Below are 20548 nucleotides of genomic sequence, written 5' to 3'. Positions count from 1 at the left end.
TTTGCATGTAGATGCCGATGGCCTTTTTGAAGATCGCCAGTTCGTTTCGAGCGGGGAGGCGAGCGAGTGGGTCGCCCCGAGAACTCGCGGCATCCCGGTGGGGTCCGCAGTAGCGGGAGACGCCAGAGCGATTGCGAGCGCAGCCGGGACAGTCGCAGGGTCGAGTTTCGTTGAGGACTTGGCGGCACCGCAACTGGTAGCCGTGGTCAGATGATTGGACGCCTACACGCCAGTCGCGCGGGTGTCCCCGAGTGACGGGAGATGCCATAGGGGTTCCTTGGGGGTTACTGAAAAGCGCCGTAGTTCTTGAGGCCGGATGTCGCGATATCCATCATGGATGTCATCGGGTTTGGCCTTACGCTGTTGGCGGCATTCTGGGTCTGTATCTGTTGGGACTTGCCAGCCATCACATAGTTCGCCACGGCACCGTCTCGCTGGTCCTTGGCGTTAGCGATGGATAATGCGGACTGGCGGGCCTGTTCGGCTACTCGAAGGCCAGCGGTGCTGCCGGTCATGCCAGAGCCCGAGGCCACCGCGAGGGACTTCGCGCGGTCCCCTTCGAGGGTCGCCTGATATCCGTCCTTGTTGGCGGCATTGGTTTTCACAACGAACTCGCGTTCATTTGCGGCTTGGTCAAGCTGGTAGTTGGAGAGAGCAATCTGTTGTTTCTTGCTTGCGGTAGCTGCTTCACTGGCAGCACTTGCGGCCCCGGCGGTGAGGCCGAGGATTAATCCGATATCGCACATGGCGATGTCCTTTCATTGGATGTGGTGTAACTCGGGATATCTATCGGTAAGCCCATCGTGAGATGGACTTCGTCCGTTCATGGGACAAGCGATAGGCCGCCGAGCTATCTATAATGAGGAGACCAAATCAGAATTATCATCGTTGATGAATATCAATCTTGTCTCCCGCCAAGCGAAGCTGGCAGCACGGTCGGGTATCCCATGAACGGCGAAGCCGTCTCATCTATGGGTTTGCCGACTTAAACCGCCAGTAGGGGGCTTGAGTTTCCCTATAATAGCTAAGTTGTAGATTATGCCATTGATTTCGTTACCAATTACAGGTTTCCTTGTGTTTTTTGGTGTTGGATACGTAACCTCATCTCAACAAGCTATTGACGTGCCTTGATACCGCCTGCTGTGAGATACCCAGCAACTCCGCCACATCTCTTTGGGTGAGGCGACGGCTCAATAAGTCCTCTAGAAGGTCTTGGACAGCAGCCCGCATGCCGCCACGGCTCCCACGCATCGAACCCTCCCACGCAAGATCGGCATCGGAGAGGAAGCTGGTGAATGGTTCGCGATGGCTTTCCCGCTCCCGTCGTTCCGCATCATAGGCAGGAGACGGCGTGTACTGAAGGCGTCTGACGGTTCCCTCGGATAGGCCCAGGAGTTCCGCAACGGCAGGACGACCGATGCCTCGATCTGCGAGCGCCTTGATGGCCTTGTGATTGAAGTCGGCGCTGTCACGCTTGGCGATGGCTGCTGCGATGACGGAGTTGCGACGACGGCTGAGGCCGGTGGTGTGCATGTTCATGGAAATGCCTTTCTCGGGGGGGCAGGGCCATCCTGAGTCGATTGATTGGAGGAGGCGGTGGAGGAGTTGGGAAACCCCGAACGCCTCTCAGGGCCGCTCGGAGACTCAGGGAAACGCTATGCGCCCTTGCCGTCCCTGAAGGCTCTTAGTTCATCGACCGTATGGCGGCGGGTGAACCACACCGGCATGAGGCCTTGAGTGTCGCGAGGACGGCGGGTGCCGCTGGCCACGATCTCCACAATCTGGTCGTACTCCAGATAATTCGTGTCCGATGGGAGCCACCCGAGGAGCCGGAAGGACCAGAGGGTACCAAGGACGGCTTTGATCCCGTCGACGTTGAGCCGATGGTTATCGCGGGCTCGCTGGAGGTCTCGCACCTGGCAGCCCTCAGGGGTCATGGCACCATAGTGAGCTAGTTTTCGGGCTGTCCGGGTGTAGCGTACAGGCAGTGGGGCATGACGGCTCTGGTGCCCCACGCGGGTGGTCGAGAACTTCGAGGCAAGTGAGGTCCCCTTGGGGGCGGAACGCATGGCTTCGACAGAAGCGGCAATCTCTGCGGTATAGGTCATGAAAGCCTAGATGTTGTGGAGAGTACGTCAATCGACGCAAGATATGGATGGGGTGCCCCGGCGATACAGGATGCACCACCGAGACAAAAACAGGGAACACAGGGGAAGAAGGGCGGAGAAACGAGAGCGAGGTCGTTCGCATGTATCATTATGGACGGGTAATCGTTCGCCTGTACAAGCTGTCGCTAATACTCGGCTTCTATGTACCATATGAGCGGGTATTTAGATTAGCAGATGCTCACGGACCGTTACCTCACTCATTATGACGACCTATTGCCAGCCCGCTAGGCGGGCGTGGCATGCGGGCGGGTAATCGTTCGCTTGCATAAGCTGTCGCTAATTCTCGGTTTCTATGTACCTTATGAGCGGGTAATAACTAGCTGATTATGAATAGCCTTAAGGGCAGAAGTTGCGAAAAGCTTTGTCCGTGTATCATTATGAGGCCTCAATCAGTCCGGCTCACCGGTGCCGTCGAAAACAAGGGCATGACTGTAGCCACTGCGCATGGTGACCACGGCCCTCCTGAGGGCCTTGCTGTCGCTCTCAAGGTCGATGCGGGCCACAAGATTGGAGATCAGCCCTTTGGCTCCCTTCCGGTCCTCCTTGGCCAGCCGCCTAATCTCTTCCTGATCCATCTCGAAGTCGGTGACAGCCACCGCGCTCTCTCGGAACCTCGCGTCATTCTCGCGGATGGCCACAATCTCACGGCGCTTGGCCTCGATCTGACGAGTGAGTTCATCGGCCTTACCTGAAAAAGCCTTGCGGATATCGGCGGTTTCAGCGTCGAGGGCACCAGCAAGGGCATTCTCACGCTTGAACTCTAGCGCCGCTATAGCGTCGTCGAGGGCCTCAAGGTGATCGGGTGCCGTTTGCTCCTGCGGTACAGGAACAGCAAGGAAGCCGATACGGTCGAGCATCTCCCGCTCGAATTGGGCGTAGGGCCAGTTGGGCGCGGTGCAGTCTCTGCTTTTGAAGCTCTTTCCTGTGCAGATGAAATAGCCCCACGACACGCCGCCTTTCTTGGAAGACGTGAGAGCCATTGAGCAACCGCAGTGTCCACAGTGAACCATGCGAGAAAACAGGTTCGATGTTCGCCCCACCTGTCTATTGTGTTGCCTGGCCTTGGTGCGCTGGCGGGTAGCGAGCCATTCCGTCTCACTGATCAGGGCAGGGAAGTAGCCCGGCACCTCTTCGCCCTTGAGAACAAGGCACCCGTAGGCGGCGGGAGAGCGCACGACATCGCCTACCACTGCTTGAGCCCATGAGTTCCCTGCGGGTGAGGGGATGCCGCGAGTGTTCAGTATCTGTGTAATGGCCTGCTGCCCGTGGCCTTCCTTGGCAAGCTCGAAGATAAGCCGGGCGTCGTCGGCACGGGCGTTGAAGTCGTAGGTTTCCCGGTCGATCCAGAAGGGCAGCTTCGCAACCTTAACCCGCCCAACACCACTGGCGACTGCCTCTCGGGCCTTCTGTGCCTTGCGGGACCACGCCTCGCCTACACGATGCGATAGCTTGGCGCTGTACTCATAAGCCGCCTGCATGGACATGAGGGACATCATGAGGCTGGCGAAGTTTTCGCGGTAATCGGCATAGGTATGGACCCTCTGGTCTTGGAGGGTCACCAAGGTTAGGCCGGTCTTGAGCAGGTCGGCAAGGACAGGTTGAGCGTCCATCGGATGGATGCGTGAGAAGCGGTCAAGGTTCTCTAGGAGCAGGACGGTGTCGCTGGGGATCAACCCGGCCTTCACGTCTGCGATAAATTTCCCGAGACGGGCGGCCAGGTCAAGGTTGCCGCCCTTGAAAGCGGACACGCCATCGTCGACCAACTCACTGTCGAGCGTGAGGCCATAGGAGGCACAAAAGGCCTTGGCGTTCTTGGTCTGTCGAGCAAGGCTATCGCCTTGGGCCTGCTTGCCGGAACTCCAACGAGCATAGGAGATGGCAGTGCGGCCCTTGAGTTCACGGGGCTGTAGCATGGGTGTGGGCGTCTCCGTTGGTCTGGAGATCGCCCGATATCACTCTGCAGAACTAAAGTCTATGCCAGGTCTGGCTCTTGCAGATCAGCCCGCCGAGCACGCAGCCGCTCATCTTGAGAGAGGTGCCCGACAATGTCGCCTTGCCCGAATAGGTCTTGTCGTTTGCCGGATCGGTGATGTTGCCGGCATATTTGTTGTCGCCCGTCGCCTTGAGCGAGCCGATGGTCTTGCCGGCATATTTGCCGGACTTGAGCGTGATGGAAAACGAGCCGCCGCCAGCGATGGCTGCGGTGTCGCCGGCCTGCGTCTTCCAATTGCCCTCGATCGGATCGGCCCAGGCCGCACCGGCCATGATCAATGTGGCCGCAAGGGCCAGGCTCACTCTTCGAAACATGTCTTCCTCCCTTTAGATGTCCGGCCGGATGCTCCGCCTCGGTCTGCCGCTTACGCAAACGTAAGCTAATCCAGCTCCCGGCAAAACAAAAGCGGTGCCGCAACGGAAGACTTTCGGATTTTGAAGGGCCCCGAATGCGCCTCCTGGCCAAGGAAATGAAACGATCGGCGCATCGCCTTTGTCTCCTGTGGTTAGCGAAGTCTTGAATTGGCATCGGGAAATTTTCGTCAAATTTGACGCAAGCAGGCTGAATTGCTGGCTTTGTATCCTTAACGAATTTCCGCGTTTACCTCTTGTTTTAGCTTTGTTTTCCTCAAATTAAGCACGCCATTTAACGACGGATTCAAGCCTGCACGGCATTCTCGAAAGCATCGGAAGAGCAGCCGCCAAGGACGAAAGAAGGCAGCTCTCGGGAGCCTGACAGGGGCCGGAAACAGGGGATTGAAATGGCACGTTTTGAAATGCTTGAAGCAGGTTTCGGCGCCATGGGGGCAACTGCCCAGGCCGACATCCTTTTCGAACTGGGCATGATGTATGCGACCGGCCGCGATTGCGAGACCGATGTCGTTGCCGCCCACAAATGGTTCAACATCGCCGCCATCAAGGGCTCGGCCCGCGCCGCGGAACTGCGCTCGGAACTGTCGGCGGCCATGTCGAAGGTCGAGATCGCCACGGCGCTTCGCGAAGCCCGCGAATGGATGACCATGCACTGAAATCTGCCAATCGCAGACAGGCCTATCGAAGACAGGGAAGCTCCGGGATCAAGGCCGCACAGACGGCCGGACCCGGCGAAATTGAAGGCCGCGCAAGACGGTCACGAGGGCAAGAGAAAGAACGCGGCAGGCCGCAAGGCCCAGTCGTGCGCGACACAGGGAAGCTGAGCGGGATTTTTAGGGGCGGGGCGCCTGGAGATTGCTCGACGGGCAAAAAAGCCACGACCAGCCGGAACAAGGCTGGCGTGGCTTTTTGCGTGGATGACGTCTTGCAGGCCCAATCGAGCGGCGCCAATGCGCCTAGACAGGCCGAATGAAGGATGAAATTGTCCCGCCTCTCTGGAAGAAGCGTGGCCGGGGCGGCCGCGCGTGAGTGGAGGAGTTCTACCATCATGAAAAAATTGAGTATTTTGAACGCGGCCATATTCGGCCTGATGATGAGCACGCCGGTCGCATTCGCCGACGATATCACCTTTGCGGTGATCGGCCCGATGACCGGACAGCTCGCCACCATCGGCGATCAGTTCAAGCAGGGCGCACAGGCCGCTGCCGATGCGATCAACGCCGCTGGCGGCGTCAACGGGTCGATGATCAAGCTTGATATCGAAGACGACCAGTGCGATCCCAAGCAGGCGGTGTCGGTTGCCAACCGCGTCGTCGCCGATGGCGTCAAGTTCATCGACGGCCATGCCTGCTCGGGTTCGAGCATTCCGGCCTCGGCCGTCTATGCCGAAGCCGGCGCGCTGATGATGAGCCCGGCTTCTTCCAACCCGGTGCTGACCGACGCGGCCGCCAAGGCCGGCTGGCCGACGATCATGCGCCTTTATACGCGTGACGATGCGCAGGGCGCCTTCATCGGCCCATGGATCGCCAAGAAGTTCGCCGGCAAGAATGTCGTCGTCCTGCACGACAAGAGCGCCTACGGACAGGGCGTGGCTGACGCCGTCAGGGCAACGATGAATGCCGGCGGCCTCAAGGAGGTCTATTATGACGGCATCAACGCTGGCGAGAAGGACTATTCGGCTCTCGTCACCAAGCTCAAGGACTTGAAAGCCGACGTCGTCTATTTCGGCGGCTACCATCCTGAAGCTGGCCTGATCCTGCGTCAGTCGGCGGAACAGAACCTGAAGTTCCAGCTGATAATGCCGGACTCCATCGCCTCGCCGGAATTCTGGCAGGTCGCTGGCCCGGCCGGCGAGGGCACCATGTTCGTCTTCCCGTCGGATCCGCAGGCAAAGCCGGAAGCCAAGGCAGCCGTCGAGAAAATCAAGGCCGGCGGTTTCGTGCCGGAGGGCTTCACGCTGTTCTCATACGCCACCATCCAGGCATTCGCCGAAGGCATCAAGCGTGCCGGCAGCGACGATCCGGCCAAGGTTGCCGAGGCGCTGAAGAACGGCACGCCGATCAGCACCGTTGTCGGTAATGTCACCTTCGACGAGAAGGGCGATCTCAAGAATGCCAGCTACGACATCAACCAGTGGCATGACGGAAAATATGCGCCGATCGCGCAGTAATCGCCGGCCCGGCGACTGAATAGCATAGGGAAATGGCCGGGGTCGTCCCCGGCCATTTTCTTGTTTGCCCTGTAGTCTGCCTTTCGAACCGTCAGCTGGTTACAGCGGCCGAAGCGGCTTGTTCCTCGACGAACCGTACCAGCACCGTCCCGTCGGTCACCTGCACGCCCTCGGTGGCGATCTCGGCGATCACGCCGTCATGCGGCGCGGCGATGGTGTGTTCCATCTTCATCGCCTCCAGGATCAGCAGCGGCTGACCCTTGATCACGGCATCGCCCTTTCCCACGCGCACCAGCTTGACCAGTCCCGGCATCGGCGCGCGCAGGCTGCCTGAACCCGCCGCTGCCTCGTCGGCTCGTGCGAGCGGGTCCGGCACCGTAAAGGTGTAGCCGACGGCGCCTTCGAACACGGTGATGTGGCCTGGCCAGCGGGCGAGGCGTGGTGTTGAGCGAAAATCACGCGAATTGGTGTCGTCATAGGGCTTGTCCAGCGTCACCTGGAACCGCCCGTCATGCCGCACCGAAACTTTCGCCACGATTTCGTCTTCGCCAAACTTCAATCGTGTGCGTCGCGCCACGCTGTGGAAATGCGCATAACCGGCAAGCGACGACCACGGATCGTTGGGTGACGGCGATGCTCCGGCGCCGGAGGCCGCAACGGCCGCGGCAGCGATGGTTTCACCGGTCGGCGGCGCGACCTCGGTCAGCGCCGTCTGGTGCCTGGCGATCAGGCTGGTGTCGACATCGCCTGCGGCGAAATCCGGATCGGCGGCGAGAGCGGCAAGAAAGGCGGTGTTGACGGTCGAGCCGGCGACCTCGGTCCGGGATAGCGCCGCGCCAAGCGCCTCCAGAGCCGCCTGCCTGTCCGTTGCGTGGACGACCAGCTTGGCAATCATCGGGTCGTAATAGGGCGAGATGGCGTCACCCGCTCGCACGCCAGTCTCGATGCGCATCGTGGCGCCTTGCGGGGCCGCATCCGGAAATTTCAGATGATGCAGCGTACCGGTCGCCGGCAGGAACCCTTTTGCCGCGTCCTCGGCATAGATGCGCGCCTCGAAGGCATGGCCGACGAGCGCGATCTCGCTTTGCGTCTTGGGCAGCTTTTCGCCTGACGCGACCCGCAACTGCCACTCGACCAGGTCGGTGCCGGTGACCATTTCGGTGACCGGGTGCTCGACCTGCAGACGGGTGTTCATCTCCATGAACCAGAAGCGGTCGGCCTTCAGGCCCTGCGAGGCATCGACGATGAACTCGATGGTGCCGGCGCCTGAATAATTGATCGCTTTGGCGGCCTTCACCGCCGCCTCCGTCATCGCCTTGCGCAAAGCGGGCGTCATGCCGGGCGCCGGCGATTCCTCGATCACCTTCTGGTGGCGGCGCTGCGCCGAGCAGTCGCGCTCGTAGAGATGCACGACATTGCCCAAATTGTCGCCGAAGACCTGCACTTCGATATGGCGCGGCTTGTCGACATATTTTTCGACCAGCACACGGTCGTCGCCGAACGCGGCTTTCGCCTCGCGCCGTGCGCTGGACAACGCCTCGGAAAACTCATCGGGATGCTCGACCCGGCGCATGCCCTTGCCGCCGCCGCCTGCGCGCGCCTTGATCAGCACTGGATAGCCGATCTCGCGCGCCTTGGAGGCAAGCAGCACGATCTCCTGCGCCTCGCCATGATAGCCCGGCACGACCGGCACACCGGCCTTTTCCATCAGCCGCTTGGCGGCGTCCTTCAGCCCCATGGCACGGATAGAGGCCGCGGATGGGCCGATGAAAATAAGCCCCGCCGCTGTCATCTGGTCGACGAAATCGGGATTTTCCGACAGGAAGCCGTAGCCGGGATGAATGGCTTGCGCACCCGTTGCCAGGGCCGCCGCGATGATCTTGTCGCCGCGCAGATAGCTTTCGCCGACGGGCGAGGCGCCGATATGCACCGCCTCGTCGGCCATCTCGACGTGCAGGGATTTTGCGTCGGCATCCGAATAGATGGCGACGGTACGCACGCCCAGCTTCCGAGCCGTACGGATGACACGGCAAGCGATCTCGCCGCGGTTGGCGATCAGGATCTTGGCGAACATGGAGCCTCCGCATGTAAGGTTCGAAGTCCATGGGAAGCATGGCGCTTGAACACCCCCCTCTGACCGGCAGGACAGAGGGGGGTGCTGTCTCGCGAGCCTTTTAAGCCCTCGGAGTAAACCTCTCCCTTACCAGGGAAGTGCTCTACCTTGCGGTCGGCTGTACCTACTTCGAGGCCGCGATCTCGCAACTGCCGCCGGTCGTGACTTTGTAGTGGCCGCGGGTGGACTGACAGGATTTCATCGCCAACTCTTCGGCCGTCTTTTGAGATGGTGCGTTGAGGTGGCCGCCGCAAACTATGTACGACGACATTATCCGTGCGTAGGGAGTGGTTGCGTACGCTGAATGGCCACCGGCCGCGACATAGGCCTTGTAGGCCTTGGTGCAGGGATCCTTGGGATTTCGCGGCAGGTACGGCGGGAAACGCTTGTCTCCCTCGCTTCCCGCCAGTGAGCCGGCCATGCCCGCTCCGGATGCTGCGAACACCAGCAATACAGCCAATATCGCCATGGCTGTTCGCTTGGAATTCGTGGATTTCATTTTGTCTTCCCCAAGGAGAAAAACCGGGCGCTTTCCGGTCTATTTGGACGCGGCGATGCTGCAGGCGCCGGCGACGGTAACCTTGTATTTGCTTTTGCTGGCCTGACAGGATTTCAGTGCCAGTTCCGCCGCCGCCTTTTGTGACGATGCATTCAGCTTCACGCCGCAAACGAAGTACTCGGTCGCCGGAACGATTGGCGTCGCCGCGAAAGCCGAATGGCCTGCGGCTGCGAGATACGCTGCATAGGCCTTCCCGCAGCCCCCGGTGGTTCCTATAGGAATGGTCACCGGGTAGCGCACGTCGCCCTTGCTGCCTGCCAGCGATCCGGCCATGGCAGCGGTGGAGGCCGCCACCATCAGCAAGCCTGCCACTATGGGGGTGGCTGCTCGTTTGCAGGTCCCGGATTTCATTCTGCTTCCCCCATTCGCAAAAAAGTCTCGGCCGGTTGCTTATTTCGATGACGAGATTGCGCAGCCGCCACTCGCGGTCTTGAGCTTCCACCGTGTCAACCCGGCCTGGCAATTGCGCAGCGCCGTCTCTTCCGCCGCCTTCTGGGACGGCGCGTTGAGCTTCGTCCCGCAGATGATGTAGAGGTCGACAACGCGCGAATAAAAGGTTGTGGCGTAGGCCGAATGGCCGCTCGCCGCGACGTAACCCTTGTAGGCAACGTTGCATTCGCCCGAACCCAAGGTCGGCGGAAAACGCACGTCTCCCTTGCGTCCTGCGAGCGATTCCGCCGAGCTGATGCCGGTCGCCGTTAATATTAGAAATGCGGAAAGTATCGAAGCAGCCGTTCCCTGGCAATATTTCAGTTTCATTTCCAGCCCGTCCCCATTGCCCCATGCTGGATAAACAGTAGCGAATATTTTGTCCCCCCGCCAGTTCACTGTTTGAGATTCGAAGCCGCCTATACTGACCAATCGCTTGGTCCATACAGTTCAGCCTTTTCACACGGCAGCAACGGCCTGCCGGTATAGTTCCGCCGTTTGGCTGTCGAAGTTGACCGTCCATTCTCACATCCGAAACACGCCAAAGCGCGTGTCCTCGATTTCGGCGTTGAGCGCGGCCGACAGGCTGAGCGCCAGCACGTCGCGCGTCTTTGCAGGATCGATGATACCGTCGTCCCAGAGGCGTGCGGACGAATAGAGCGGATGGCCCTCATGCTCGTATTTCATCAGGATAGGCTTCTTGAATTTCGCCTCTTCCTCGGCGCTCCATTCTCCGCCCTTGCGCTCGATGCCTTCGCGTTTGACCATGGCAAGCACCGTTGCCGCCTGTTCGCCGCCCATCACCGAGATGCGGGCGTTCGGCCACATCCACAGGAAGCGCGGTGAATAGGCGCGGCCGCACATGCCGTAATTGCCGGCGCCGAACGAACCGCCGATGATGACAGTCACCTTCGGCACCCTGGCGGTGGCAACCGCCATCACCAGCTTGGCGCCATCCTTGGCGATGCCGCCTGCTTCATATTTTCGACCGACCATGAAGCCGGTGATGTTCTGCAGGAAGACCAATGGAATTTTGCGCTGGCAGCACAGTTCGATGAAGTGCGCGCCCTTCAGCGCGCTTTCGGAAAACAGCACGCCGTTGTTGGCGATGATGCCGACCGGCACGCCATGGAGATGGGCAAAGCCGGTGATCAGCGTGGTGCCGTAATTCTGCTTGAACTCGTCGAATTCGGAACCGTCGACGACGCGCGCGATGACCTCGCGCGCGTCATAGGGCTGGCGCAGGTCGGTCGGCACGATGCCATAAAGTTCATCCGCCGGATGAAGCGGCGGAATCGCTCTCCTAGAGTTCAGGCTTACAGTCTTGTTCCGATTCAGGTTCTTGACGATGCGCCGGCAGATGGCGAGGGCATGGTCGTCGTCCAGCGCATAGTGGTCGGCAACACCGGAAAGCCTGGTGTGCACATCCGCACCGCCGAGATCCTCGGCACTGACATCCTCGCCCGTCGCCGCCTTCACCAGCGGCGGGCCGCCGAGGAAGATGGTTGCCTGATTGCGCACCATGATCGTCTCGTCGGACATTGCCGGCACATAGGCGCCGCCCGCCGTGCACGAACCCATGACGCAGGCGATCTGCGGAATGCCTGATGCCGACATGTTGGCCTGGTTGTAGAAGATGCGGCCGAAATGCTCGCGGTCGGGAAACACCTCGTCCTGGTTGGGCAGATTGGCGCCGCCGCTGTCGACGAGGTAGATGCAGGGAAGATTGTTCTGCAGTGCGATCTCCTGCGCCCGCAAATGCTTCTTCACGGTCAGCGGATAATAGGTGCCGCCCTTCACGGTGGCGTCGTTGACGACGACCATCACCTCGGTGCCTTCGACGCGGCCGATGCCGGCGATCATGCCGGCCGAAGAGATCTCCTCGCCATACATCGACCATGCCGCGAACTGGCCGATCTCGAGGAAGGGTGAGCCGACATCCAGCAATTGCGCAAGGCGCTCGCGCGGCAGAAGCTTGCCGCGCGAGACATGGCGCTCACGCGCTTCCTCCGAACCGCCGAGCTCGACGGTGGCGGCCTTTTCCGCAATGTCGGCGACCAGCGCCCGCATGCGCTCGGCGTTGGCACGGAAGGTTTCGGAGGAGGGGGAGATCTGGGTTTGCAACGTGGCCATACCTACACCCCCTCCGCCATGATCTCGCGGCCGATCAGCCAGCGGCGGATTTCGCTGGTGCCGGCGCCGATCTCGTAGAGCTTGGCATCGCGCAACAGGCGGCCGGTTGGATAGTCGTTGATGTAGCCGTTGCCGCCAAGCAGCTGGATGGCGTCGAGCGCCATCAGCGTCGCCTTCTCGGCGGCAAACAGCACGCAGCCGGCGGCATCCTTGCGCGTCGTCTGGCCACGATCGCAGGCGGCGGCGACGGCATAGACATAGGCGCGCGCGGCATTCAGCGTCGTGTACATGTCGGCCAGCTTGCCCTGCACCAGTTGGAACTCGCCGATCGCCTGTCCGAACTGCTTGCGCTCATGCACATAGGGGATTGCCACGTCGAGGCACGCCGCCATCAGGCCGATCGGGCCGCCGGCAAGCACCGTGCGCTCATAGTCTAGGCCAGACATCAGCACTTCGACGCCGCGCCCTTCCTCATGCAGCACGTTGTCGAAGGGCACCTCGACATCCCTAAACACCAGCTCGCCGGTGTTGGAGCCGCGCATGCCGAGCTTGTCGAGCTTTTGCGCCACGGAAAATCCGGCAAAAGCCTTCTCGACGATGAAGGCGGTGATGCCGCGCGATTTCTGGTCCGGATCCGTCTTGGCATAGACCACCAGCGTCTCGGCGTCCGGCCCGTTGGTGATCCACATCTTGGTGCCGTTGAGCACGTAGCGGTCATTGCGCTTTTCGGCGCGCAGCTTCAGCGAGACGACGTCCGAGCCGGCGCCGGATTCCGACATCGCCAGCGCGCCGACTCGCTCGCCCGAGCACAGTGGCGGCAGGTATTTTTCCTTCTGCGCCGGCGTCGCCCAGCGGTTGATCTGATTGACGCAGAGGTTGGAATGGGCACCGTAGGAGAGGCCGACCGAGGCCGAAGCGCGCGAAATCTCCTCGACGGCGATCACATGGGCGAGATAGCCCATGCCGCTGCCGCCGAAATCGGGGTCGGCGGTGATGCCGAGCAGGCCGAGCGCACCGAGTTCGCCCCACAGATGCACCGGGAATTCATTCGAGCGATCGATGTCGGCGGCGATCGGCGCGATCCGGTCCTGGGCAAAGCGCCGCACCATGTCGCGCAGCGCCTCGATCTCTTCGTCATGCCCGAAGCTGAGCGTGTTGGTGTACATTTTTCTCCTCCCTGCGCATGACCCCGAAAATCGACTTTGATTCGAAAAGGGATCATGCGCGAATCAAAATGCTGCAGCGTCCTTTGCGCGTCCGAAGGGAAGCGCGGCGCTGTAGGCGTCGATCTTCGCGCCGACGAGCCGCATTGTCATTGAAAGATATGTCGTGGTCACTTCAGCGATCGACAGCCGTTCGCCCGGCCGAAACCAGACGATGACGCCGGTCATCATCTGGATCAGCGCCATCGCCGTCAGCCCGGTGTCGTCGATGCTGAAGGCGCCCGTCTCGGCGCCATCGCGTAAAATGGTGCGCAGCTCCTTCTCGTAGGCCGTGCGCATGCGCAGGATCTGCGTCAGCCTTTCCGGCGACAGGCTGCGCAACTCCATGTTCGACACATGCGTGGCGTGCCGACGCTCGATGTGGAAAGTGATGTGGTTTTCGACATAGGCCGAAAGCCGCTGCACGGGATCCGCACTAACCGGGCGAGCTGTTTCCCACGCTTCGGTCAAACCTTCCATGTGCTCGCGCATCAGCGTAAACAGAAGCTCTTCCTTGGTCGGAAAGTAGCGGTAGAGCGCGGCCGCCTGTACGCCGACCTCGGCGGCGAGCTGCCGCATCGACATCGCCTCGTAGCCAAAGCGCGCGATCAGATTGACCGCAGCCTCACGAATGGTCGCTTCGGTCTTTTCGCCATCAGACCCGGCGGTGCGTGCCATGTCAGCTCCTCTGCGGAGCAATAATAAAACGAACGTTTAATTAATTCAAGGCGCTCAATCCAAATCCGCCTTCATGCCACGATCCTGAACCCAACAGAGGCGTTTTCTGCCTCCAACTCCTCGACGTCGACCTTGGAAACCAAAGCCCCGGCCGGCCCTTTCCAGAGGCGCTCGATCATTGTCGAGACCGCCTCATCGAGGCCTGCGATCTCGGCCGTTACGGACCCGTCCCCTTCATTGCAAACCCAGCCCGCAAGACCAAGGCCCGTGGCCTCATCCCGGGCCCAGGCTCTGAAGCCGACGCCTTGCACGTTACCGTAGACGCGTGCGTGCACTTTCCTGCGATGACCAGCCATGAATCTCTCCAAGCCTGTCTCGTTTTGAATCTGGCGCACGGCCTGAGGAATGCAACCTGCGCGCGGACGCAATAGCTGGGCCTTCCGGCTTTAGCTGGCCTTCTGGCCTTGAATTTAATTGACTCAGTCCACTAATTTAGGAAAATGGAACTGCTTTATTAGGAGCTGGCCGCAAATGTTGGACGAACGCAACGCATTGGTGGCCGATGTCCGGCGCTTCAATCGCTTCTACACGCGCACTGTCGGCCTTCTCGACGAGACGCTGACACAAAGTGCATTCACTTTGACCGAGGCGCGCGTGCTGTTCGAACTGGGTCACCGCAGCAACCCGGCTTCCGCCGAAATCGCCGGCGAGCGAGGTTTCCTGGCTGGGGCTTTTCGGCTGGAGAATGGCCCGGCGGCCTCCGAAATATCGAGACAGTTGCGTGTCGATGCCGCCTATCTGACGCGGATCCTGCGCAAGTTCGCGGGCCAGGGGCTGACCGAGGCCAGAACGGACCCGGCTGACCGGCGCCGAAGGGTCCTCTCGCTGACCGCAAGGGGCGAGGCAGCGCTTGCCAGGCTGCAGGCGGCGGCCGATCGGGATACGGCGCGGCTGATCGAAAGCGTACCCGACGACAGGTTGCATGAACTGCGCAGCGCCTTGCGCAAGGCGGGGGAATTGCTGGGTGATCCCACCCGTGAAAGCGGCGAGGTGACGTTGCGGCCGCACCGCGTCGGCGATATCGGCTGGGTCGTGCAGCGCCAGGCCCAACTTTATGCCGAGGAATATGGCTGGACGATCGAGTTCGAGGCCATGCTCGCCGAGATCGGCGCCGATTTCATTCGCAATTTCGTGCCCGGCCGCGATTTCTGCTGGATCGCCGAGCGCGGTGGTCAGCCGGTCGGCGCGGTGTTCCTGGTTCATCAGGATGATAAGGTGGCCAAGCTGAGAATGCTGCATGTCGAGGCGTCGGCGCGCGGCTTCGGCATCGGCAAACGACTGGTGGCGGAATGCGTGAACCAGGCCCGGGCTTGCGGCTACGCCAAGCTGGTTCTGTGGACCAACGACATCCTCGTTGCGGCGCGCGCGATCTACGAACGTGCCGGCTTCAGGCTGGTCTCGCAGGAGCACCACCGCAGCTTCGGCAAGGATCTGACCGGCCAGACCTGGGAAATGGATTTGTAGGCGGCTTTTGCTGCCGGTTGCGCGCCAGCGGTATCCTAATTGCCCCGCGCTGCCGCCAAAGCACCGGGAAGTTCCTCGGCAAAAATGTCGAGCTCGTGATCGAGGCCGACGCTGACGCGGATGCAGCGGTCGAGCCGTGGCACCATCGGCTTGCGGATGAAGACGTCGCGTGACAGCAGGGCTTGCAGAACTTTCAGCGCAAAGGCGCCATCGCCGCAGCAATCGATGGTGACGAAATTGGTCGCCGACGCCAGTGGCTTCAGCCCGTTCGCCTCGGCAATACCGGCGATGCGTCGGCGGCCGGCCGCGACTCGCGCCACCACGCTTTGCAGATAGTGCTGATCGGCGAGCGCCTCGACGCCGGCGATCTGCGCCATGCGGCTGACGCCGTAATGGTTGCGGATCTTCTCGAAGTCGCGGATCACCTGGGCCTCGGCGATCGCATAGCCGCAGCGTATGCCCGCCAGCCCGTACGCCTTCGAGAAGGTTCGCATGCGGATGACGTTTGGCCTGGAGATATCGATCGGCGGCAGCGCCGAGGCCGGCCCGAGTTCGCCATAGGCCTCGTCGAGCACCAGCATGGTGGTTTCCGGCAGCGCCTCGATGAAACGGATGATCTCGCTCGCCTCCCACCAACTGCCCATCGGATTGTCGGGGTTGGAGAGATAGACCAGCGGGGCCTTGTCCCTGCGCACCGCCGCCAGCAGGCCATCCAGGCTTTCCCGGTCGTTCTCGTAAGGGACCGTCACCAGTCGTCCGCCGACACCGGCGATGTGGAAGTTGAAGGTCGGATAAGCGCCGAGCGATGTGACCACAGCATCGCCGGGTGCCACATACATGCGTGCCACCAGAGCGAGCAGGCCATCTATGCCTTCGCCGACAACGACGTTCTCTGCTTTTACGCCGTGATGCGCGGCCGCCGCCACCTTCAGATCGTGATTGTCGGGATCGCAATACATCCACATGTCGCCGGCGATCTCGGCCATGCGGGCGATGACGCGCGGCGAGGGACCAAAGCTGCTCTCATTGGCGCCGATGCGGGCGCGAAAAGCGCGGCCACGCTCGCGCTCCTGCGCTTCGGGGCCGACAAACGGCACCGTCGAGGGAAGCGCTGCGATGAGCGGCATGAGGGGAGGGCGCTGATGCATGGTGGAAGCTCGCTTGAAAGGGCCTTCTTGCTAGCGCGCCGGATGGGTCGGTGCAAGTTGCCGCTGGGCAGATCCGTAACGCTGGATTCTTTCGGCCGCTTTTGCTAGCGAGACGTGATGAACAACCGTCTGCCGCCTGCTTGGTCAAAGCACATCAAGCCCGGACCCGCGCCGAAAGCGAAGGGGCCGATACTCAAGCCGACAATGAGCCAAGGAAACGCTCAATCGCGAGCGCAGGCCGACGAAGCGCTGCTGAACCAGGCCTATGCCCTTCAGCAGGCCCAGCGGCTCGACGAGGCCCAGGATCTGTGCCTTCGGGTGCTGGCGCGCACGCCAAACCATCCGCTCGCTCTGTATATCCTGGGGACCCTATACCAGCGTTACGATGACGAGATGGCCTTGCGATATTTCGCGCGGGCGGTCGGCGAGGAACCTAAAAACCCCTACTACCACCTCAGCCTTGGCGAGGCCTATGTGAAGGTCAGCGAATATTCGCCTGCCATCAAGCATATGCTGTATGCCTTGGAACTGCAGCCCGGCCTTATCGAGGTGCTTTGTGCACTGGGGCGCGCCTACACCAAGTTTGACAAACCCGACATGGCTTTGCCGCTTTACGAGAAGGCGCTCAAGATCAACCGCGATCATCCCAAAGTGCGGGCGGGGCTGGCCAGCGCGCTCAGCGGCCTGGGGCGCATGGATGAGGCCGCCGCCTTTCTGAAAGAAGCAATCGGACGTCGCATCGACGTGCCGGCTGCCTACAACGACCTTGTACAGACGAAAAAATTCACCGAAGAGCCGGAGGAACTCCAATCCATCCTGCGTGAACTCGGCAATCCCAAGCTTGATCCGGACGGTGCTTACAAGCTCCATCACGCTGCCGGCAAGGTACTGAACGACCTCAAGCGCTACAGTGAGGCATTCGACCATTTTAACAGGGCGAAACGGGCCTCCGGCTACACCTTCGATATCAATCTGTATCGCCGCTGGATCGACTCCCTGATTGAAACCTTCACGCCGGACTTTCTGGCGGCCAGGGCCGGCTATGGAAATCCTTCCGAAGTGCCTGTGTTCGTGGTCGGCATGCCGCGGTCGGGCACAACGCTCACGGAACAGATCTGCGCCAGCCATCCCGATGTTCAAGGGGCAGGCGAGCTTAACAAATTGAGGCGGGTCGCCAATGCAATCGGCCTTAAAACCTCATCGGCCGGCGATTTGAGCCGGCCGGCCATGTCGGTCACGCAAGACCTGTCCAGAACGCTGGCGGAAGAGCATCTGTCCTACCTTAGGGAGTGGGCGCCTGCCGCGCTTCGCGTGGTCGACAAGATGCCGCACAATTTTGAAATGATCGGCCTTATCGGTCTTCTCTTTCCCAACGCGCGCATCATTCATTGCCGCCGTGACGCCATCGACAATTGCGTCTCTTGCTTTGTCCAGACCTTCAACAAAGGACACAGCTACAATACTGATTTGCGGATACTGGGTCTGTACTATCGTGAGTATGACCGACTGATGCGCCATTGGAACGAGGTTTTTCCAGGCCTTATATTCGAAAATCGCTACGAAACGCTGGTCGAGGATCAGGAGGCGCAGTCACGCCGCCTCATAGATTACCTTGGGCTGCCCTGGGATGACGCCTGCCTGCGTTTTTTCGACAGGGATGGTTCGGTCAACACGCCCAGCCGCTGGCAGGTCCGCCAACCGATCTATACATCGTCGGTCAAGCGCTGGAAAAATTATGAAAATGAAATTCAGCCGCTGATTGATGCATTGGGCGACCTGGCGGACAAATAATCCGTCGACTGTGAACAATCCGGACCTAAGCGGCGACCGACCTGGGTCGGAGGTGAGGCAGGGTGATCTAGAGCGACAAAAATCTCTTCAGCCAGATGAGCAGGGAGGAGAAGTCATAGCCGGCGGCTGCCAGGATGGCGTTGAGGGCATCGCCTGCTGGCCGGAGAGGTAGTTGCGGCCCATTCTGTGTTCGCTCTTGATGTTGCCGGGCTCGACCGCGAGCGCCGCCGCATCTGGCGCTTGATGCTTCTGGCCGGCGGTGAAGGCCTTGCCAGACCAATGGCTTGTGGATAGTTCGCGGTCGACCAATCCAATTCCGAAATTTGCTACGAACTTTGCGGCAAGGCGTCCGTGAGCTTCGCTGTTGAGGCCGAACCAAAGGTAAGACAGCGAGCTGCAGCACCACGTGTAGTGGTCGCATAAAAGCTTAAAAAAACCCGGCGGTTGCCCGCCGGGTTTTCGATCTCGCCGAAGCGATGTCTAGACGTCTATTAGAAGGAGCGCTGGAAGCGGAGAATGCCGCCGATGTTGCTCTTCTTGTCAGCGCCGAACCAACCCTTGTTAAGGTCGTCACTGCCGACGTTCTGGTAGTCGACTTCGGCCGTGACCGTGAAGCCCGGAACGACGTCATAAGCGACGTTCGCCGCAATGCCGAGGTTCTTCCAGTCATCATACGAGACCTGAGCGTTGAACGAGGTCTTCTCGTTGAACTTGTAGGTGCCACCGCCCCACACTGCCCAGTTGCCGCCCCACTGCTTGTACATGCCGCGACCGCCAGCTCCGACCAGCGGATCATCGCCGAGGTTGTCGTCGGAGCCGTAGCCACCCATGACCCACAGCGACAGTTCGTTGGAGACGTTCACGTCCAGGCGAACCTTGCCGGCAACTTCTTCGTAGTTGCTGTCATACGAGACAACGCCGGTGATGGCGCCCCAGCCCTGCGTCCACTTCACGCCACCGACAACATGCGGAACATAGCTGTCGATCGAGTAGTCGCCATAACCTTCTTCGAGCGAGACCACGGCCGAGAAACCGTTGCCAGCGTCGAAGTAGTACTGGATGACATTGGTGTCGAAGCCGCCGTAGGGAACAATCGTATCCTGGATGACGTTGCCGGCATAGCCGATGAACGTATCGAAGGCCGATTCGTCTTTACCGACGCGCAAGCCGCCGAGCTGGATCCAGGCGAAATTCAGCGTGGTACCCTTGTTGTGAGCCTGCCAGTCGCCGGCAAACTCATCGGTATAGTCGCCGGTGTTGTTGCCGAAGTTGAAGCGGGTTTCGGTGTAGGTCTTCAACGTGCCGAGTTCGGTTTCCTGGCCGGTCCAGGTCTTCAGCGTGAAGCGGGCATTCTTGGAATAAGTGTCGTTGGTGTCAGCGTCCAGATGGTCGGGAACGTTGTTCACGCCGTCGAAGGAAGCCGCATCGCCCACGCCGATATCGTAGCGGATGTAGCCGCCGATGCGCAGGCAGGTCTCGGTGCCGGGGATGTAGAAGTAGCCAGCGCCATAGACGTCGCAAATCTTGACGTATTCAGCGGGTTCCGGCTCGGCGACGACGACGGCGTCGGCGGCGCGCGCACCGGAAACTGCGATCAGGGCCGCAGCGGAGCCGAGGAGAAGGCTCTTAATGTTCATTTTCTGACCTCCAGTCAAAAGTTAAAAAACGGGTCTGGGTATTCTTTGCTGAAGGACAGCGTTCCCTGCCCCATCCCCACTACCGAAAAAGATGCGCACCGCGCCGCTCCTTCGAAATCGACATTACTCATGAGGCGGCGGCGTTCAACCACGATCGTACCGGTGAAAGGGCTGCCTGGCTGCTATCCCCTGGCGTTGTTGCACAAATGACACGATTTGGCCTCACTCAGAAAGCTCTCGTTAACCATCAGGCCCGCCGCAACCCCTTGTTTGCCGCCGAATCCGGCGATGGACCGACGGAATCATGGCGAGTTCCCGAGTCGCTAGCCAGGAAACAACCGCAGAACCGCCACATGCATGGAAGATCGCGGTTCGGCGCCTTCTTATTTTTTCAGATAATGGTGCGGGCTTGTTGATTGTGCCGGCGCTTTTCTTTATCCAGCGGCGCAACGGAGAGGTGGCCGAGTGGTCGAAGGCGCTCCCCTGCTAAGGGAGTAGAGGTCAAAAGCTTCTCGTGGGTTCGAATCCCATCCTCTCCGCCATCCTGCTTCGCGCTGCGCGCTTCGCAGGACAAATCTCCTAACAATAACAAATTGATAGTCGAAGGAAGCGCTGTTCCTGTGGCGTCGCCT

Annotated in this window: 19 protein-coding genes, 1 tRNA gene and 1 pseudogene; 5 read left to right on the top strand and 16 right to left on the bottom strand. The window is 60.6% G+C overall.

Features of this window, described 5'->3' with window-relative positions; translation table 11 throughout:
- Window positions 1-284: 284 nt before the first annotated feature.
- The 5 genes from A9K65_RS26665 to A9K65_RS26645 all read right to left on the bottom strand — a co-directional run bounded on the left by A9K65_RS26665 (window position 285) and on the right by A9K65_RS26645 (window position 4475).
- A complete protein-coding gene (locus A9K65_RS26665; RefSeq protein ID WP_064993373.1) occupies window positions 285-746 on the bottom strand; it encodes a hypothetical protein in 462 nt (153 codons plus the stop codon).
- Window positions 747-1101: 355 nt separating this feature from the next.
- Window positions 1102-1539, bottom strand: a complete 438-nt coding sequence (locus A9K65_RS26660; protein ID WP_064993372.1) for a winged helix-turn-helix transcriptional regulator — start codon at window positions 1537-1539, stop codon at window positions 1102-1104.
- Between the two features lie 116 nt (window positions 1540-1655).
- Window positions 1656-2108 (bottom strand): hypothetical protein, encoded by a 453-nt coding sequence (locus tag A9K65_RS35325; protein WP_064993371.1) that lies wholly within the window; start codon window positions 2106-2108, stop codon window positions 1656-1658.
- Between the two features lie 449 nt (window positions 2109-2557).
- The gene (locus A9K65_RS26650; RefSeq protein ID WP_064993370.1) at window positions 2558-4081 is read right to left on the bottom strand and encodes a recombinase family protein; all 1524 of its coding nucleotides are present in this window, start codon (window positions 4079-4081) and stop codon (window positions 2558-2560) included.
- Between the two features lie 52 nt (window positions 4082-4133).
- Window positions 4134-4475, bottom strand: a complete 342-nt coding sequence (locus A9K65_RS26645; RefSeq protein WP_064993369.1) for a DUF2147 domain-containing protein — start codon at window positions 4473-4475, stop codon at window positions 4134-4136.
- A gap of 446 nt (window positions 4476-4921) precedes the next feature.
- On the opposite strand from A9K65_RS26645, the gene A9K65_RS26640 reads away from it, so the two are divergent.
- Window positions 4922-5188, top strand: coding sequence for a sel1 repeat family protein (locus tag A9K65_RS26640; protein ID WP_013532614.1), 267 nt, complete (start codon window positions 4922-4924; stop codon window positions 5186-5188).
- 392 nt (window positions 5189-5580) lie between these two features.
- Window positions 5581-6702 carry an ABC transporter substrate-binding protein gene (locus A9K65_RS26635; RefSeq protein ID WP_013532613.1) on the top strand — a complete coding sequence of 374 codons (1122 nt, stop codon included), beginning with the start codon at window positions 5581-5583 and terminating at the stop codon, window positions 6700-6702.
- A 91-nt stretch (window positions 6703-6793) separates the two neighbouring features.
- On the opposite strand, the gene A9K65_RS26630 is transcribed toward A9K65_RS26635, so the two are convergent.
- The 8 genes from A9K65_RS26630 to A9K65_RS26595 all read right to left on the bottom strand — a co-directional run bounded on the left by A9K65_RS26630 (window position 6794) and on the right by A9K65_RS26595 (window position 14172).
- Window positions 6794-8776 (bottom strand): acetyl/propionyl/methylcrotonyl-CoA carboxylase subunit alpha, encoded by a 1983-nt coding sequence (locus A9K65_RS26630; protein WP_064993368.1) that lies wholly within the window; start codon window positions 8774-8776, stop codon window positions 6794-6796.
- A 163-nt stretch (window positions 8777-8939) separates the two neighbouring features.
- Window positions 8940-9314, bottom strand: coding sequence for a hypothetical protein (locus A9K65_RS26625; RefSeq protein WP_024505729.1), 375 nt, complete (start codon window positions 9312-9314; stop codon window positions 8940-8942).
- Between the two features lie 39 nt (window positions 9315-9353).
- On the bottom strand, window positions 9354-9725 hold the full coding sequence (locus A9K65_RS26620) for a hypothetical protein (RefSeq protein ID WP_013532610.1): 372 nt from the start codon (window positions 9723-9725) through the stop codon (window positions 9354-9356).
- Between the two features lie 39 nt (window positions 9726-9764).
- Window positions 9765-10235: a hypothetical protein gene (locus tag A9K65_RS26615; RefSeq protein ID WP_318011939.1), complete on the bottom strand. Its 471-nt coding sequence runs from the start codon at window positions 10233-10235 to the stop codon at window positions 9765-9767.
- A 93-nt stretch (window positions 10236-10328) separates the two neighbouring features.
- On the bottom strand, window positions 10329-11936 hold the full coding sequence (locus A9K65_RS26610; protein ID WP_064993367.1) for a carboxyl transferase domain-containing protein: 1608 nt from the start codon (window positions 11934-11936) through the stop codon (window positions 10329-10331).
- A 2-nt stretch (window positions 11937-11938) separates the two neighbouring features.
- Window positions 11939-13102 (bottom strand): isovaleryl-CoA dehydrogenase, encoded by a 1164-nt coding sequence (locus tag A9K65_RS26605; RefSeq protein ID WP_064993366.1) that lies wholly within the window; start codon window positions 13100-13102, stop codon window positions 11939-11941.
- Between the two features lie 63 nt (window positions 13103-13165).
- On the bottom strand, window positions 13166-13816 hold the full coding sequence (locus tag A9K65_RS26600) for a TetR/AcrR family transcriptional regulator (protein ID WP_064993365.1): 651 nt from the start codon (window positions 13814-13816) through the stop codon (window positions 13166-13168).
- A gap of 71 nt (window positions 13817-13887) precedes the next feature.
- Entirely contained in the window at window positions 13888-14172 is a 285-nt protein-coding gene (locus tag A9K65_RS26595) for an acylphosphatase (protein ID WP_064993407.1), read from the bottom strand.
- 175 nt (window positions 14173-14347) lie between these two features.
- Here A9K65_RS26595 and A9K65_RS26590 point away from each other — a divergent pair, with 175 nt between their 5' ends.
- Window positions 14348-15340 carry a helix-turn-helix domain-containing GNAT family N-acetyltransferase gene (locus tag A9K65_RS26590; RefSeq protein WP_064993364.1) on the top strand — a complete coding sequence of 331 codons (993 nt, stop codon included), beginning with the start codon at window positions 14348-14350 and terminating at the stop codon, window positions 15338-15340.
- A gap of 35 nt (window positions 15341-15375) precedes the next feature.
- Here the strand turns inward: A9K65_RS26590 and A9K65_RS26585 are convergent, their stop codons facing one another.
- Entirely contained in the window at window positions 15376-16488 is a 1113-nt protein-coding gene (locus A9K65_RS26585) for a pyridoxal phosphate-dependent aminotransferase (RefSeq protein WP_064993363.1), read from the bottom strand.
- Between the two features lie 117 nt (window positions 16489-16605).
- On the opposite strand from A9K65_RS26585, the gene A9K65_RS26580 reads away from it, so the two are divergent.
- Window positions 16606-18279: a sulfotransferase gene (locus A9K65_RS26580; protein WP_064993362.1), complete on the top strand. Its 1674-nt coding sequence runs from the start codon at window positions 16606-16608 to the stop codon at window positions 18277-18279.
- Between the two features lie 67 nt (window positions 18280-18346).
- Here the strand turns inward: A9K65_RS26580 and A9K65_RS35320 are convergent.
- A pseudogene (locus tag A9K65_RS35320) lies at window positions 18347-18498 on the bottom strand (IS5/IS1182 family transposase); the annotation flags it as partial.
- A 272-nt stretch (window positions 18499-18770) separates the two neighbouring features.
- A complete protein-coding gene (locus tag A9K65_RS26570; RefSeq protein WP_086081346.1) occupies window positions 18771-19916 on the bottom strand; it encodes a porin in 1146 nt (381 codons plus the stop codon).
- A 451-nt stretch (window positions 19917-20367) separates the two neighbouring features.
- On the opposite strand from A9K65_RS26570, the gene A9K65_RS26565 reads away from it, so the two are divergent.
- A tRNA-Ser gene (locus A9K65_RS26565) sits at window positions 20368-20458 on the top strand.
- Window positions 20459-20548: the final 90 nt, after the last annotated feature.

Source organism: Mesorhizobium sp. WSM1497, from assembly GCF_001672455.2.
GTDB classification, from domain to species: domain Bacteria; phylum Pseudomonadota; class Alphaproteobacteria; order Rhizobiales; family Rhizobiaceae; genus Mesorhizobium; species Mesorhizobium ciceri.
This window is presented reverse-complemented; position numbering and strand designations above follow the sequence as displayed.